The 15,292-nt window shown below is 61.2% G+C and carries 13 protein-coding genes and 1 pseudogene; 4 read left to right on the forward strand and 10 right to left on the reverse strand.

Translation table 11 applies throughout. From position 1 onward, the window contains the following. Positions 1-13 precede the first annotated feature (13 nt). The 5 genes from FJ426_RS16600 to argE form a co-directional block, all read right to left on the reverse strand. On the reverse strand, positions 14-1,489 hold the full coding sequence (locus tag FJ426_RS16600; protein WP_140825344.1) for an NAD-dependent succinate-semialdehyde dehydrogenase: 1,476 nt from the start codon (positions 1,487-1,489) through the stop codon (positions 14-16). Between the two features lie 19 nt (positions 1,490-1,508). Further along, positions 1,509-2,552, reverse strand: coding sequence for a tartrate dehydrogenase (locus FJ426_RS16605; RefSeq protein ID WP_140825345.1), 1,044 nt, complete (start codon positions 2,550-2,552; stop codon positions 1,509-1,511). A gap of 229 nt (positions 2,553-2,781) precedes the next feature. Then, positions 2,782-3,138: a cupin domain-containing protein gene (locus FJ426_RS16610; RefSeq protein ID WP_140523322.1), complete on the reverse strand. Its 357-nt coding sequence runs from the start codon at positions 3,136-3,138 to the stop codon at positions 2,782-2,784. A gap of 14 nt (positions 3,139-3,152) precedes the next feature. Next, a complete protein-coding gene (locus FJ426_RS16615; RefSeq protein ID WP_140825346.1) occupies positions 3,153-4,076 on the reverse strand; it encodes a glyoxylate/hydroxypyruvate reductase A in 924 nt (307 codons plus the stop codon). A gap of 17 nt (positions 4,077-4,093) precedes the next feature. Beyond that, the gene (gene argE / locus FJ426_RS16620; RefSeq protein WP_140825347.1) at positions 4,094-5,218 is read right to left on the reverse strand and encodes an acetylornithine deacetylase; all 1,125 of its coding nucleotides are present in this window, start codon (positions 5,216-5,218) and stop codon (positions 4,094-4,096) included. A 227-nt stretch (positions 5,219-5,445) separates the two neighbouring features. On the opposite strand from argE, the gene FJ426_RS16625 reads away from it, so the two are divergent. Continuing rightward, positions 5,446-6,324 carry a GNAT family N-acetyltransferase gene (locus FJ426_RS16625; protein WP_140825348.1) on the forward strand — a complete coding sequence of 293 codons (879 nt, stop codon included), beginning with the start codon at positions 5,446-5,448 and terminating at the stop codon, positions 6,322-6,324. Positions 6,325-7,055: 731 nt separating this feature from the next. Here the strand turns inward: FJ426_RS16625 and FJ426_RS16640 are convergent. From FJ426_RS16640 to FJ426_RS16660, 5 genes and pseudogenes are all read right to left on the reverse strand, one after another. Further along, positions 7,056-8,153, reverse strand: coding sequence for a GSU2403 family nucleotidyltransferase fold protein (locus tag FJ426_RS16640; protein WP_140825350.1), 1,098 nt, complete (start codon positions 8,151-8,153; stop codon positions 7,056-7,058). A 232-nt stretch (positions 8,154-8,385) separates the two neighbouring features. Continuing rightward, positions 8,386-8,586 (reverse strand): annotated as a pseudogene (locus FJ426_RS16645) (DDE-type integrase/transposase/recombinase); the annotation flags it as partial. After that, a complete protein-coding gene (locus FJ426_RS16650; RefSeq protein WP_246675558.1) occupies positions 8,579-9,160 on the reverse strand; it encodes a DUF1403 family protein in 582 nt (193 codons plus the stop codon). The pseudogene FJ426_RS16645 and the gene FJ426_RS16650, both read right to left, overlap by 8 nt. Beyond that, on the reverse strand, positions 9,064-10,350 hold the full coding sequence (locus FJ426_RS16655) for an FAD-dependent oxidoreductase (RefSeq protein WP_140825351.1): 1,287 nt from the start codon (positions 10,348-10,350) through the stop codon (positions 9,064-9,066). The genes FJ426_RS16650 and FJ426_RS16655 overlap by 97 nt, the downstream gene beginning before the upstream one ends. 99 nt (positions 10,351-10,449) lie before the next feature. After that, positions 10,450-11,370 (reverse strand): LysR substrate-binding domain-containing protein, encoded by a 921-nt coding sequence (locus tag FJ426_RS16660; protein ID WP_181176953.1) that lies wholly within the window; start codon positions 11,368-11,370, stop codon positions 10,450-10,452. Positions 11,371-11,525: 155 nt separating this feature from the next. Here FJ426_RS16660 and FJ426_RS16665 point away from each other — a divergent pair, with 155 nt between their 5' ends. The 3 genes from FJ426_RS16665 to FJ426_RS16675 all read left to right on the forward strand — a co-directional run bounded on the left by FJ426_RS16665 (position 11,526) and on the right by FJ426_RS16675 (position 15,261). Beyond that, the gene (locus FJ426_RS16665) at positions 11,526-12,377 is read left to right on the forward strand and encodes a transporter substrate-binding domain-containing protein (protein ID WP_140825353.1); all 852 of its coding nucleotides are present in this window, start codon (positions 11,526-11,528) and stop codon (positions 12,375-12,377) included. 202 nt (positions 12,378-12,579) lie between these two features. Continuing rightward, on the forward strand, positions 12,580-14,118 hold the full coding sequence (locus FJ426_RS16670) for an FAD-dependent oxidoreductase (RefSeq protein ID WP_181176954.1): 1,539 nt from the start codon (positions 12,580-12,582) through the stop codon (positions 14,116-14,118). Positions 14,119-14,310: 192 nt separating this feature from the next. Next, complete coding sequence (locus FJ426_RS16675) at positions 14,311-15,261, forward strand: LysR substrate-binding domain-containing protein (protein ID WP_224646640.1); 951 nt, start codon at positions 14,311-14,313, stop codon at positions 15,259-15,261. Positions 15,262-15,292: the final 31 nt, after the last annotated feature.

A 15,292-nucleotide genomic window follows, 5' to 3' on the forward strand; every position in this document is an offset into this window, starting at 1 on the left:
GCTTGCAAGACAACTAGTTAAGCCCGCCAACATGAAGCGTCTTGACCTCGAGATATTCCTCGATGCCGAGCTGCGATCCTTCGCGCCCCACCCCTGACTGCTTGACACCGCCGAAAGGCGCAACCTCGGTCGAGATGAGGCCGGTGTTGAGCCCGACCATGCCGAACTCCAGCGCCTCGGCCACACGCCACGACCGCTTGAGGTTCTCCGTATAGAAATAGGCAGCAAGGCCAAATGGCGTACCGTTCGCGATCGCGATAGCCTCTTCCTCCGTCTCGAAGCGAAAAAGCGGCGCCACCGGACCGAACGTCTCTTCCGATGCCAGCAGCATCTCGGTCGTAGCCTCTCCCAGCACGATGGGCCGTGCATATTGCTTGCCGTCCGGCACCGTCTCGCTCTGGGCGATGATCCGCGCGCCTTTCGCCTGTGCATCCGCGATGTGACGCTCGATCTTGTCGATCGCGGCCGTGTTGATCATCGGGCCGATCTCGGTGCCGTCATCGGTCCCTGCGCCAACCTTCATCCCCGCTACGCGCTGGCTCAGCTTTTCGGCAAAAGCGGCGTAAACGCCCGCTTGCACCAGAATCCGGTTCGCGCAAACGCAGGTTTGACCCCCATTGCGGAACTTGGATGCGATCACCCCCTCGACTGCATTGCCCAGATCGGCGTCGTCAAACACGATAAAGGGTGCGTTGCCGCCAAGCTCCAGGCTAAGCCGCTTGATGCTATCGGCCGCGCCACGCATGAGTAGGGCTCCGACGCGGGTCGAGCCGGTGAACGAGATCTTGCGCACCGTCTCGTTGGCCATCAGTTCGTTACCGATCTCGGTGGGCATGCCGGTGACGATGTTGATGACACCGGCCGGAATACCTGCCCGTTCCGCCAGAACGCCGAGCGCCAGTGCCGAGAATGGCGTGAATTCCGAAGGCTTGATGACAACGGTACAACCCGCGGCCAGCGCCGGTGCCACCTTGCGCGTAATCATCGCGTTGGGGAAATTCCACGGCGTGATGATGGCGCAGACGCCGACGGCCTCCTTCAGCACCAGAATGCGGCGATCGGGCGTGGGCGACGGAATGGTCGAGCCGCCGATCCGGCGTGCTTCTTCGGCGAACCATTTCACGAAGGAGGCGCCATAGCGGATTTCACCGCGTGCTTCCGCCAGAGGCTTGCCCTGTTCCAGCGTCAGCAGCAGCGCCAGGTCCTCTTCATTTTCCAGTATCAGGCTGTGCCAGCGTTCCAGAAACGCTCCGCGTTCGGCATGCGTCCTGGCCTTCCAGTCCTTAAACGCCGACTGGGCGGCGTCTACTGCAGCCCTCGTCTCATCCCGGCCCATGTCGGGCACGGTTCCAAGCACCTCCAGACTGGCGGGATCGGTCACATCGACAGTCGCGTTGCTGTGTGCCTGCTGCCAGACATCGCCAATAAGTCCCCGCTGGCGAAACAGGTCCGCATCCTTCAGGAAACCAATCTTCGTTATTGCGTCCATGGTCTTTTCCTCTGCTCTTTCAGCTTAATCCTGCCAGCACGGCCTGCGTGATTGCTTCAGTGCTATCCTTGCCTGCGACCGTGCCTATCCCGCGTGCGGTTGCGGATTCGATTGCCGACATCACTTCGGCCGCGGCCTGCCTCTCGCCCAGATGCCCGAGCATCATGGCACCGGACCAGATCGCGGCGATCGGATTGGCGACGCCGAGATGCGCGATATCGGGTGCCGAACCATGGACAGGCTCGAACATGGAGGGCGCGCTGCGATCGGGATTGATATTGGCGGAGGCGGCGTAACCCAGTCCACCCTGAATGGCAGCTCCAATATCCGTGAGGATGTCGCCAAAAAGGTTCGAGGCAACGATCACGTCGAGGCTTTCAGGCGCCAGCACCATGCGGGCGGCCATGGCATCGATGTGGTAGTGCGAGACCTCCACATCAGGATAATCTTTCGCTACCTCGCGCGTGACCTCATCCCAGAAAACCATGGAATGTTTCTGCGCGTTGGATTTGGTGACGGATGCGAGTTGCTTGCGGCGCGTCCGCGCCTGTTCGAAACCGAAACGAAGGATTCGTTCGACACCCGCACGCGTGAAGATTGCCGTCTCGATCGCGACCTCATTGGCCGTACCGGAATGAATGCGCCCGCCGGCGCCGGAATATTCGCCTTCCGTATTCTCGCGAATGCACAGGATGTCGAAACCATCGGAGCGGAGCGGCCCTTGAACGCCCGGCAACAGCCGGTGCGGCCGTATGTTGGCATACTGCGCGAACCCTTTGCGAATAGGCAGGAGCAGTCCGTGAAGGGATATGGAGTCGGCCACCTTCGCTGGCCACCCCACAGCGCCGAGGTAGACCGCATCGAACTTCCGCAGTATTTCGATGCCGTCTGGCGGCATCATCGCACCGGTTTCCAGATAGTAGGCGCACGACCATGGGAACCTTGTATCCTCAAGGGCGAAACCGCCTCGCTTTGCCGCCGCCTGCAGGACCTGCCATCCCGCCTCGGTCACATTCTTGCCGATGCCGTCGCCGGGAATGAGCGCTATCGTGTAAGGCTTCATTGAGATCCTCCTGGAGACCGATGGGCACCGAAGGTCGCAGCTTGCTCAACACGGCAGCGACATTCGGCATTTCGTACCTGGTTTCATCAGAACAATAGTCGACAGCGCGCCGCATTTTTCGCCGAGAATGAGCCGCCCGACCGCGTCGAATCGCGTCGGGCGGAACCTCGGAAGTCGATTGTTCTGGAACCGCCGCGCGCGCTATTCGGCCGGACCGTGAGCGTTGAGCTCAGTCGTAAACGCTAACGTAGATCTTGCGCACGGTTTCGATCGTGCGCCAGACGCCGACAAAGCCGGGCTTCATCACGAAACTGTCGCCGGTGCGGTAAGTCTTGGTCTCACCGCCCTTCTCCTCGATCTCGACGAGACCCGAAACGATGTGGCAGAACTCGCAGGTAGTGCCCTTGATCGAATGCGTCTCGCCGGGCGTCGCCTCCCAGACACCGGTCAGGACCTTTTCGCCTTTCGAGGCATCCTGCGCCCACGTCTTGAAGGATGGATTGCCCGAAATGAGCCGCTCTGGAGTTGGCAATGCCTCCTTCGGCGCGAAGGCTGGATCTGTGTCGATCGTGATCAGAAGTGACATGTCATGTTTCCCTGTTAGTAGCCGCGTGTCCGATCGACGAGGCCGATCAGTTCTTCCCCGGCGCGGTGGCGCCGGATATTGTCCACGACGGATTGCGCCGCGGAATCTGCTTGCGTTATGGAAGCGATGTGCGGCGTGATCATCACCTTCGGGTGCCGCCAGAGTGGATGGCCGTCCGGCAGCGGCTCGGGATCGGTGACATCGAGCATTGCCGCATCAAGGTGTCCGCTATCGAGAGCCTGAATCAGGGCGGTTTGATCTAACTGCGGCCCGCGGCCGACATGCAGCAGCCTCGCCCCGGCCGGCAGCAGGGAAAAGAGTTCCGCATCGAGAATGCCGCGGGTTTCCTCCGTCAGCGGCAGCAGGCAAACGAGAATATCCGTCCTTGCGAGGAAACCGGCAAGCTGATCCGCCCCATAAAAGCAGGTGACGCCGTCGATCTCCTTCCTGCTTCGGCTCCAGGCAGCGAGGGGAAAGCGAAACGGCAGCAATCGCTCGATAGCCGCCTGCGCCAGCATGCCAAGGCCCAGAAAACCCACGCGGCGCTCGGCGGCTTGCGGAGCGGCAAGACCGAGCCACGATTGGCGCTTCTGCTGTTCACGATACGCCACCATGTCCCGGTGGAGACTCAGCACGCCGAGAACGACATATTCCTGCATCATGCGAATGATGCCGTCCTCGACCATGCGCACCAGCTTCACCTGCTGAGGCAGGCTTTCACGCTTGAACTGGTCGACGCCGGCGCCAAGCGAAAACAGCACTTCGAGATTGCGATAGCGCGCGATGTCATCTGGTGCCGTCCAAGTCAGGAGGTACCGCACCTTCTCCGGGTCCAGACATTCGCTGCTGTGGAACAATTCGACGTCCGGGAGCTCGCGTGCGAAAACCTTGCGGAAGACTGCTGCGCGCACCGGGTCGGAATTGAAAAGAAAAGCCATGAAACCGCCCTCTCCCGCTATGCGGCAAGGCGCGTGCCGAGACGCTCGATCATGCTCTGGCAGGCAACAAGTTCGCCGAACTCAATATATTCGTTGGCACGATGAGCCCGGCTGATATCGCCGGGACCGCAGATGATCGCGTCGATGCCGGCCTGCTGATAGAGACCAGCCTCCGTGCCGTAGCTCACCGCAGACAGAGGCTCCCGCCCCGTCAACTCGGTCAGAAGGGCTGCCAAACCACTCTCCTGCGGGAGCGAAAGCCCCGGATACGCGCTCAGCTCATGCCACGCCACGTCAAAGCCGCTGTCACGGAGCGCGATTAGCTGGGCCTTTACCGGCTCAAGCAATGATGATGGGGAAACACCCGGCACGGCACGGACCTCGATATCGGCGGTGCAGCGATCAGGGATGATGTTGACGGCTTGGCCGCCAGCGATGACACCAACCTGCAATGACGAGTATGGAGGCGCGAAATCCGTGTCGAACGGCCCCTCCGCAAGGGTCTGACCATAGGCCACGAGCTGCGTGACGAGACCTGACATTGCATGCACGGCATTCAGTCCCAGCTCGGGCCGTGAGGAATGGCCGGACCGTCCGATCACCTCGAGCCGCGCGGCCGCCTTGCCTTTGTGCCCCCGCACGGCTTCCATCCGGCTCGGCTCACCGATAATCGCGCCAAGCGGCTTCTCGCACAGGCTTGGCAGGGCGGCGATGAGATGCGGCACACCACGGGCACCCGCCTCCTCGTCATAGGAGAATGCGAGATGAATGGGCCGCTGCAAGTTCGTCGCCGCAAGCCGCGGCAGCGCGGCCAGCACGCAGGCAAGAAAGCCCTTCATGTCGGAGGTGCCCCGGCCATGAAGCCTGGCGCCATCTTGGCGCAGAACAAAGGGATCCGAGTTCCATTCCCGCTCACCGGCCGGCACGACATCCAGGTGGCCCGACAAGATGTAGCCGCAGGCCCGCCGCGGCCCGATCGTGACAAACAGGTTGGACCGGTCGCCTTCGGGGCCGCAAAGGACGGTTGTTTCTGCTCCGGCCGCCTCGCAATATTCACGCACCCAGTCGACGATCGCGCCGTTGGGCGAGCCCACGACCGAGGGGAACGCGATCAGCGTCGCTAGAATTTCTTCGACATTCACCGGGCGCCGCTCCACTCGCAGTTCGCTGGATGCGACAAGTGTGGCAGCAGGCGAGAGCATTCCGTGCCGAATGAAGCTATGCTTTGGCCGAAGATTTCGAATATTGGCCCGGAACCAGCGAAACCTGCTGGCTTTCGGGTGTAATCATAAGGCAAAAGACGGCTGCGGCACCGTCAGCGACGACACGACGTGCTCGCGAGTTGGATATAAGGAGCAGGTCGACTGAAATGCAGAGATCAGTGCGCCTGAAGTCTTTCGAACTGGTCGCGCGGGACATCGATGATGTTGACGTCGAGTTGCTGCACGCGCTGTCGATCTCAGTCCGCTGGCCGCATCGGCCAAAGGACTGGGATATCCTGCGCCGTGCCGGCCGCGGCATTGTTGCCGTAGACGGCATTGGTCGGGTTTTCGGCAGCGCGATGTGGTTTCCGCAAGGAGACGATTTCGCCACCATCGGCGTGGTGATCACAACGCCCCGCACACAAGCGCAAGGCGGCGGCCGATGGCTCATGGACCAGGTGCTTGAGCAGTGTGGCGATCGCAATTTGGCGCTCAACGCCACCCATGTCGCCTATCCTCTCTACGTCTCACTTGGCTTCACGAGCGAGGCGATCGTATATATGCATCAGGGGGAGGTTCCTCTTGCACCCCCGGCCATGCCGGCCCTGGACGGTGAATTGCAGGCGCTGTCGAGCGACAGGCTGAAGGAGATCATCGAGCTGGATACGCGCGCGTTTGGGACAAACCGCGAGAGGCTGCTCGAACTGCTTTCGGCGAATGCCTCAATCCAAACTTTGAGCCGTGGCGGCGAGATCGTCGGCTATTCAATGTGTCGCGAATTCGGGCGTGGTTATGTGATCGGCCCGATGGTCGCGCGCAGCGATCTGGACGCGGTACATCTCACAGCCGTTCATCTGAGAAATCTTGCAGGACGCTTCGTCCGAGTCGATACCCGGGAGAAGGATGGCGTGTTTGCCACGTTTCTCGAGCAGTGTGGCCTTGGCATTGCCGAGACCGTTACGACCATGTCCAAAGGGCGCCGATTCCTGAACCGGGAGGAAAACGGACCGTGGGTTTATGGACTGGCCGGCCACGCATTGAGCTGAGCCAGTATTTTCAGGGTCTTCTTCATCACATGAGGAGTAAATGCCTGCTCGAAAGCGAGGGCCAAGCATAGGCGCTACGTTTCGCTTGTTTCTGGCGCGAGCGCCCGGCCTCCAGCATCCGACTGAAATAGCTTGGCGCCGATCGAGCGGCTGTCGCCGAACTCTTGAGGCTCGACTTGGCGAAGGCCTCGCCGAAGACGGTGTAGCGGTCCCCGTTCCAGCTCAGTGGTCCACCGACACCAAGCCGCCCCATAGCGGCTGGTCGTGCTCGTGCGCGATGCGCACCATTGTAGTCGCCGCCACACTGGTAGGCTTGTTGGGTGCTCCCGCAATTGCGGCGACGCACTATTGGGTCGCCAAGGACACGAGCACCAAGACATGCACGGAAGTCTCTATGAAGCCCGACCGAGTTAAGATGACGGCTGTCGGCAAGAAAACGTACTCGAGCTATTCCAGTGCAGACAAAGCTCCGAGGGCATCGACCGCCTGCAAGAGCTGACAAGCATATGTTCGCCCGTTGGTAGCGGCGACCGCTATCCCGGTGGTTCCGCGCTCCGACGACAGCTAATTTCGAATGTCACACCAGTCTGCCTTTTCATGCGGTTTGGACGAAGACACGGCGACCAGACCTCAACAGCTACGGTATACTCCCTCGTACGCGGTCCTGATCAACGTGGGTCTTCCTCAATCCAGGCGATAAGGGGGGCTTTCGGGTCTCGCCCTTTTTGCTGCTACGACTTCACGGCTGAGTTGAAACCGTCCAGCTCCTCGCCGATCTCGACCAGGGCCTTTCTGACTGTCTCCTCAATTTCCTGTCGTTTCTTCGGCGGCATCAGGCCCAGCCCCTTCAGCATCGCCTCGCGCCAGTGCAGCCCCCTGCCCCACGCTTCCGAGAACGCCGTTGCAAGGTCGTCCTTGCGACGGGTGGCCTCCAGTGCCTCGATAAGGAGGCTGGCCTGATGGACGTCCTTTTCGCGCTTGGCGACGCCGTTTGCGTCTGATTGCCTGCGAGAAGCGACGATGAGCTTGTGAACTGCATAGCGTTCCGGCGACGGCACGGTTACAGGCACCCCTGACCGATGCAGCATCACGGTCCGGATGGGCTCGTGGATCAGGAAATCAAGGAAACGTAAGGGCTGCGCCGAAGCTCCGCCCAGTGCTGGCATCGGAGTGGCGTGGTCGGTGTGGTCATCGGATCCCCGGTTCGGCGTAAGGAATTCGACCTTGTACCTCTTTGCATTCTCGAATTGGGTCGCGTGTCCGGGATCCGACCTGTGAGGGATCTCCCTGAAGGTTGGGTCAACCTCTCTCAAGATTTCCAGGATCGGCGGCAGGCTGTCTTCGACTGACGACGAGATCGAGTAGTGCTGCGCGAAATCGGCATCGCCGGTTTGCAATGAGGAACCGGGCAATCTTACGCCGAGATGTCCCGCATACGTCTGGAAGGCAACCGTACCGACGAGCACGCCTCTTAGGCGGAAGATTCCTGCTGCTTCCATGGCTCCAACGACATCGCCAGTGAACCGGTCAGGTGCAGTCAGCCCTGCTTCGCGAGTCAGTGTGGAGACGAGTTTCCGACGGCTGCGGAGGTCTTCCTTGATCTCTTGGAAAGCTTCAACCCGTTTCGCGATCTCAGGATCGTCGGACGGGCCGACATACTTCCGCGTTTTCTTGGGTTGGGTTTCCTCAAAATACCAATAATCCCGCCCCTTCACCGGAACCCGGACGAAATTTCCCGCCGTTGAGAAGTCGGTTTCGAACGATGCATCAAGGCAGCGCTGAACGAGTTCCGCATACATCGTGCGATAAACGAGATCGACCGTCTTCATGCGCCGGCTCCGTTATAAGAAAAATGAGTTTGTCTTATAACTGGATGAGCTCAAGCGACGCAAGCGGTGGTTATAAGAAAATTGCAGAGGTCTTATAACGCCACCGCATCATCCAGGGTTCACGCAGACCCGTCATGCCACACATGGCGATCGATGCGCCCGCCTCTGGCCAATGCTACCGCCAACGATGCTGGAGCCGCGCCGATCAATCAGGCACCGCGTGACCGCCGCTCATCATCTGGACCATTTTGATGCCGTTTAGGATGATCGCGGCTGATGCCGGTGATTTGAAGCCGAGCATTGACCCGATGCGGCGCTTGATGCGCCGATGGTCCTGTTCGATCCGGTTACTCAGGTATTTCCTCTTGCGGGTCCGGATCGGCTTCAGCCGACGCCGGGAACGATCCTGCAAGCGATTTGAGTTGTCACAGGAACGACAGCCTCCAGGGTGGGCCGGTGCTGCCAGCACCAGGTCGGCAAGCCACCAGGCCAAAAGCTCGGAGTCGGGCCGAATCCCGGCGACGCGGGCGGCGATTGCCGTTGCAGCGAACGGCCGGCCGCTGCGATCCCGCCAGTTTTTCGATCTCCGTGCAAAGGTCGGCGAGCGCCGCGCGGTCGCAATGGAGCCTGAGCTGGTCGACGATCCTTTCGAGTCGGTCGGCGCTGCCAGCGGGCGGCTGCACGGACAGCTGCCGCCAGGCGCCAAGAACCGCGCCGGCGGGGCCGGGATCGGCGCCGGCCGGGCGCAGGTACCAGGGGTCGCGCAAGGCGTCCTCGGCGCGGCCGGCGAGCCGCACGCTGCCGGCGGCGCTTCCTATCGCGGTGAGCTCGGCTCCGGCCTGTCTGACAAGTCCGTCAAGCCCGGCTCCGCCGTTAAGTCTAAGGCGGGGCGGCGTGAACGAACACGACCTCAAAGCGCCTGTTGCGCTTTGTGAACGATGCCCTTTTCGAACCGGGAAAGAGCAAAGGCGGAAAGATTGATCGAGGGGCTGCCCTGTGTGACCCATTCGCCGAGTTGTTTGCCGATGGATGGTCCAAGCGCAAAGCCGTGGCCGCTGAAGCCGGCCGCCACGAAGAGTTCGAGCTCTGGCTTGGGCCGATCGATGATTGGAATGACGTCGGGCGTGATATCCAGCCTGCCGGCCCAGGCGTTCTGCAGTTCGATCGTATTCAGATGCGGAAAGATCTGCCGGAAGCCAGCAAGGTTGGCTATCACCTTGCGCATATTGGGCTTCGGCTCCGGCAGCGCCTGCACGGCATTGCGGCGGCTGAAGCGCGCCGCCAATTGATGACGGAAATCGGCTCCGATGCTGAGGTGCAGTTGACGCCAGTTGTTGCGATAGGCGGGTATGAAATGGCGCATGCTGCGAAATGAGTCGACGGTGATTTCGTAGTCGACTCCCATGCCGCGATAGCCGTTACCGATAATGAAATCGCCGCCCATAGAGGGGCGGAATGCAACGCGGGGACCCCACATCGCGATGCGGGTAAAGGGTGCTGCCTTCCGGGTGCGGCCGACCGAGGATTTGACGATCTGGATAGGCGGGTGCAGGCCGGCCGAGGCGGCCAGCACCGGTGCGCCGATGCCGTTTGCCAAAACGACGGTTTTTGCTTCGAAGATCCCGTTAGACGCCAGGAGCCTCGGTCTGTCCTGCCTGTCGAGGTCGAGTCGGAAAACCGGTGTATCTTCCAGGATAGTGACTCCGGCTTCGCGTGCAGCAGCCGCGATGGTCCGGGTCGAAAGAGCCGGATCGGCATGGGCGTCGTCGGCGGTGAAAAGTCCGCCGCGCCATTGCCCAGCCAGTTCGGGGATTGTCTTACGAACGTCCGCGGCATCCAGCAGGCGCGTCGAAAGGCCGAAGCTGCGCGCAATGTCGTGCCCGCTGCGGATCCGGTCCTCGTCTGCTTCGGTTTCCGCAGGGACCAGAATTCCGCTGCGGGTGAACTGCGTCGCCTGTGTGCCGTATCTCGAGGTCAAGTCCGCCCACAGTTCCAGGGCTTCGACTGCGAGCGGCAGCTCGGCTTCATGCCGTCCTTGCCGGCGGATGAAACCCCAGGCACGGCTGGATTGTTCGGAAGCGATCTTGCCGCGCTCGAAGATTGTTACCGACCTCCCTTTGCGGGCTAGGGAAAGAGCGGTCGAACAGCCGACAATTCCTCCACCGACAATGGCCACGTCCGTTTGAAAGGTGCCCATCTATGTTCCTTGCCCGATCCTTCGCCGCGACAATAACAGGAGAAGGCAGCAGCGCGTGGCATAGGGCTATGCCGCATCGGCATAGGTGCGCGCCCGGCTTCAATTGCGGTGGAAAATATCGTCGATCTGACGCAGGACATCGCGGCGCGATGCCTTGAGGCTGGAAATGAATTCGCGCGCAACGCGCGAGGGGGAACGGTGTGTCGGATAAAGCATGCCGAGACGCAGGCTGACCGCGGGCTCGAAGGGAATGGAGCGCACTCCCGGATGCTCGCGAAAATCGAACGCCGTGAAGGGGTCGATCAATCCGATTCCCAGCCCCTTGCCCACCATGTTGGCGATGGTGCTAAAAAGCTGGGCTTCAAGGACAATGCGGCGCTTAACGCCGTAGCGGTCGAAAATCTGGTCGGCGAGTTGCCTCCCCAGATGATTGTGGGTGATGGAGATATAGCGTTCGTCGCGTAAATCTTCCGGCGTCAGCCGTGCCTTCTGCGCCAGCCGATGATGGCTTGGAACCGCCATCAGATAATGCGCGGAGCAGAATTCCTCGATTTCGATGCCGGAGCGGTCGAAGGGATATTCGGCGATGCCGACATCCACAAGCTGGCTGGCGACGAGTTCTTCTATGCGCGGCGACATCTGGATACGCAGCGAAATGCGGCTCTCCGGCCGGCTTGCCGTGAAGCGGGCGATTGCGGAAGGCATGAAGTCCATTGCCAGCATCGGCAGCGACGCCGCCGAGACCATCCCGGAATTGGCGACCTGCATTTCGCGGGCGATCTCGCGGATCTTGTCGATCGACACGAAGGCACGAAGAACCTCCTCATGCAGCAGGAGGGCTTCCGGCGTGGGATTGAGGTGCCCGCCTGACCGGTCGAACAGGGTCACTGACAAAGATGTTTCCAATTGGCCCAGAAGCCGGCTTACGGCCGGCTGGGAAACGCCGAGAAGCTCCGCGGCCCCGATGGTGGTCTTTGCAGTCATCGTTGCCTTGAAGGCTTCGAGTTGCCTGATGTTCAACCCGCCTCTCCTTTGCAGCCTATAACAGAACTGCATAGCGTCCATAATTCCCCTTATTTGACAATGGGATCGGCGCGAAGTCCGATTGATGAGGCGGTGACCAATCGCCGGACCGCGACATTTGTCGCCAATAATTGCAATGGGAGGATTGGGCAATGGATTTATGGGTGAAATTCACGTCGATCGCAGTCGTGGCTGGCGCAATCCTTGCGGGAGTTGCCGCAAAGGCGGACGCGGCCAATGATCGCTTCAAGGAAGTCCTTGAACGCGGCACGCTGCGGGTCGGGGTGCAGGGTGCCTATCCGCCCTGGTCTTATCGTGACCCCGATGGCAGGCTCGTCGGGATCGAGCCTGATCTCGCTGCGGATGTCGCCGAAAAGCTGGGCGTCAAGCTGGAACTGGTTCAGATCGAATCCGCCAACCGGATGCAACTCCTGCAGCAGGGAAGGATCGACCTCATCCTCGGGGCGATGTCCGACCTGCCGGAGCGACGCAAGGTCGTCGGAATGGTGCAGCCTGCCTATTGGGTATCGGGCGCCAATGTCATGGCCAAGGCCGGACTGATCAAGAGTTGGGAGGATCTCAGCGGCAAGCCGCTTTGCGCCAAGCAAGGGCTTTTCTACAATACCGTGATCGCTCAGGCCTATGACGCCAAGATCATTTCTTTTTCCGGCAATACGGAAACCAAACAGGCCCTGCGCAGCGGCAAATGCGCAGCGTGGCTGTCGGACGATACGGCGATCCAGCAGTCGTTGAGAACCGAAGGCTGGGATGGTTACGAAATGCCCCTGAAATCCCGTTATCACAGCTATTGGGCGGCGGGCGTTCCACTGGACGAGCGCGACGGCATCTGGGGAAAATTCATGACCGGCATGACCCATGGCTGGCATGCCTCCGGCAAGCTCACCGAACTTGCCGAGAAGTGGAAAGTGGTCGCGGATCCGTGGTTCGAAGCCGAACACGAAAAGCTGCTTGAGGCTGACAACACGAAAATGGACAGCCAGTAGTCTCAACGCGACAGGCGCGCCGCCAGGCCGGTTCGCGGTCGACAGGCAGCCTTTGTCGAGCCGACGGCCGGAGACGGAAAATCCCCATCTTGAGACCGGTGGACGCGGTTCTCAGGTCGATTTTTTTCAACTCTTGGTTCGATCGGCCCGGCGCGGGCGCCTGCGCCAAGCGGATCCATAGTTGCAAATGAGCAGGGATATCATGCGTCTTTCACTCGATGAACTTTCCGGATCAGTCTTCGACGTCGCCATCGTTGGTGCCGGCATCAACGGCGCCGAAACAGCGCGTTGCCTCAGTGCTGCCGGTTATTCGGTGCTGCTCGTCGACAAGAGTGATTTCGCCGCCGGCGCCAGCGGACGGTCTTCGCGGCTCCTTCATTGTGGTCTGCGTTATCTCGCGCCCGGAAAATCCGTCTGGGAATTCGTGCGCCAGCCGCAGCGCTTCCTGACCGCGTGCCGGATGGCCCGGGCGGCGATGCAGTCACGGGCGCAATTCGTCCGCGACACGCCCGACCGCATACGCTCCATGAGGTTCTGCTTTCCCGTTTACCGTGGAGGCCCTTATAGCGGCTGGCAGATCGATGCGGCGTTCCGCATCCTGAAATCCTTGGGCGGCCGCGAGGTGCCGCTCAATTACCGCCGGCTATCGGGCGCAGAAGTCGCGCAGATGCCGCTTCTCCAACATCTGCGCGACAAACAGGCGCTTCAGTCGGTCGCCATGTTCGACGAATACCAGTTCGACTGGCCCGAACGGGTGGTGGTGGATGCGGTGCTGGAAGCGCAGCGTCTGGGTGCGTCGGTGCGCAACTATACCGAAGTCACCCATGCGGCGCAGCAGGGCGATCTGTGGCAGCTGGAGCTTGGCGACACGCTGGATGCTGCCGCCCGGCCCGTTCACGTCGTCGCGCGCAGCGTTTTCAACATGGGCGGGATATGGATCGATCGCATTAATGCGCGGGTCGAGGCCGGGCGGATCGGTCGTCGCATCACCGGCACCAAGGGCGTGCATATCGTGGTCCGCCTGCCGCCCGAATGCAGTCGGTTCGGCATCGCAACGCTCAACCGGCTGAATGAGGGGCTGTACTGTATCCCGTGGCGTGGCCTGCATTATTTCGGACCGACCGAAACGTTGTATCACGGCGATCCCGACGACATCCATCCGACCGAGGAGGATTTCGAGTTCCTGCTCGGCGAAGCCAATCATCTCCTGCCGACCCTCGACATAAAGCGGTCCGACATTCTCTATGGCTGGGCGGGCGTGCGGCCGCTCACTTACGATCCGGCGCAGCCCATGGGCGCACGTTCGCGGCAACTGCACGACTTCGGTCCTGAAGGAGCGCCCAACCTGTTCGCCATGACGGCAGGGCCGATCATGAGCCATCGCTCGGCAGGGCAGCTCGCATTGACGGCACTGGGCAAGGGACTGGCACCGTCACGGCCGAGCCAGCAGCCGGATTTCGCTTCCAGGAGCGTTCCGCGCGAAACCGGGAACAGCTCACGCGAGGACAAGCTTTCGATCATGCAACGGGGCGTGGAGAGCGAGCATGCCGAGACCATCGACGATCTGCTGGTACGCCGCAGCGGCCTCGTCTGGAATGACGACCCGCTTGGCGAAGACGTGGACCTGGCAGTCGAGGTGCTTGCCAAAGCGCGTTCATGGTCGGCGCAGAGGAAGCGGCAGGAAGCTGCTTCCGCCCGGGAGGCTATCGCCCATCGGCTGCACATTGATCCGCCCGCTTGACCCAATATCGGGCCCACCTGCCACCAGAGGCAGTGTTTCATGCCCTCTTTGCAGGACAGTCCGCGCCTTGAAGCCGTCAAAGATAATGACAGCCTGCTGATGGATAGATGCTACACAGCCGGTACGCGATCGCGGGAATCGCGGTTGCGGGATGATTGGCTTTGCAGGGAGTCCGGCGAAGACCGGTGCGCCATGACAAGTACGTTGAACCTTCTGCACTACTCGGCATTTCGCGCCGTCATGCTCACCGGCACCGTCAGCGGCGCGGCCGAATTGCTGGGGCGCAGCCAGCCGGCCGTCAGCCGGCTTCTCGACAAGCTGGAATACGAGCTTGGCGTTTCGCTTTTCGAGCGCCGCAGGGGCCTGATCACGCCGACCTCCGTGGCGCACCTGTTGCTCGACGAGATCGAGCGGGCCTATGTCTCGCTGGATGCGTTGAGCAGCTTCGCAGCACGGCTGGCAAGCGGGGAAGGCGGCGAGATCAGCCTTGCGGTCATGCCAGCGCTGGGCATCAATTTCGTGCCGCATCTGCTGGCCGATTTCAGGAAGGACTGGCCGAAGACCAAGGTCACGCTGAACGTGCGCATGTCCGTCAAGATCGAGGAATGGGCGGCCGCGCAGCAGATCGATTTCGGACTGGCGGAAACACCGTTCAAGCGCTCGGGGTTCCGGACCGAAGTCTTCAGCGACGCGCCCTACATCGCGGCCGTTCCGCGCGATCATCCGCTCGCCGGGCGCAGCCGGCTCGGCCCCGCCGACCTGCGCCAGGGGCCATTCATTTCCTGGACTTCCTTCGTCTCGGCACGGCATCTCCTCGATCAGGCGCTGCTGTCCAGCAGCGTCAAGGTGGATGCCGCCTATGAGACGACCTTTTCGGTGTCGGCCTATGAAATGGTCAAGCACGGGATCGGTATTGCGATCATCGATCCCTACACCGCAGTCGAGCAGTTGGACGACCGGGTCAGGCTGATCCCCTTCGCGCCGAAGATCCCGTTTAACGTTGCCCTGCTGCGCCCGGAGTCGCGCGGGCCCAACCCCGCCGCCGATGCCCTGCTGGAGCTGATGGCGCAAAAGCGCGATCGGATCCTGAGACAATTGCCGGACCAGGACGATATGCACACTACGCATATCAATCGCCGATAATTCTATTTTGAACATTTCGGTATCAGCGCTT

The sequence above is a fragment of the Mesorhizobium sp. B2-6-4 genome, assembly GCF_006441495.1.
In the GTDB taxonomy this organism is placed as follows: domain Bacteria; phylum Pseudomonadota; class Alphaproteobacteria; order Rhizobiales; family Rhizobiaceae; genus Mesorhizobium.

What these genes read in the sequence shown, in the direction of transcription:
- FJ426_RS16600 (WP_140825344.1), bottom strand. Translation starts at nt 1,489, where the DNA reads ATGGACGCAATAACGAAGATTGGTTTCCTGAAGGATGCGGACCTGTTT.
- FJ426_RS16605 (WP_140825345.1), bottom strand. Translation starts at nt 2,552, where the DNA reads ATGAAGCCTTACACGATAGCGCTCATTCCCGGCGACGGCATCGGCAAG.
- FJ426_RS16610 (WP_140523322.1), bottom strand. Translation starts at nt 3,138, where the DNA reads ATGTCACTTCTGATCACGATCGACACAGATCCAGCCTTCGCGCCGAAG.
- FJ426_RS16615 (WP_140825346.1), bottom strand. Translation starts at nt 4,076, where the DNA reads ATGGCTTTTCTTTTCAATTCCGACCCGGTGCGCGCAGCAGTCTTCCGC.
- FJ426_RS16625 (WP_140825348.1), top strand. Translation starts at nt 5,446, where the DNA reads ATGCAGAGATCAGTGCGCCTGAAGTCTTTCGAACTGGTCGCGCGGGAC.
- FJ426_RS16640 (WP_140825350.1), bottom strand. Translation starts at nt 8,153, where the DNA reads ATGAAGACGGTCGATCTCGTTTATCGCACGATGTATGCGGAACTCGTT.
- FJ426_RS16650 (WP_246675558.1), bottom strand. Translation starts at nt 9,160, where the DNA reads ATGGGTCACACAGGGCAGCCCCTCGATCAATCTTTCCGCCTTTGCTCT.
- FJ426_RS16655 (WP_140825351.1), bottom strand. Translation starts at nt 10,350, where the DNA reads ATGGGCACCTTTCAAACGGACGTGGCCATTGTCGGTGGAGGAATTGTC.
- FJ426_RS16665 (WP_140825353.1), top strand. Translation starts at nt 11,526, where the DNA reads ATGGATTTATGGGTGAAATTCACGTCGATCGCAGTCGTGGCTGGCGCA.
- FJ426_RS16670 (WP_181176954.1), top strand. Translation starts at nt 12,580, where the DNA reads ATGCGTCTTTCACTCGATGAACTTTCCGGATCAGTCTTCGACGTCGCC.
- FJ426_RS16675 (WP_224646640.1), top strand. Translation starts at nt 14,311, where the DNA reads ATGACAAGTACGTTGAACCTTCTGCACTACTCGGCATTTCGCGCCGTC.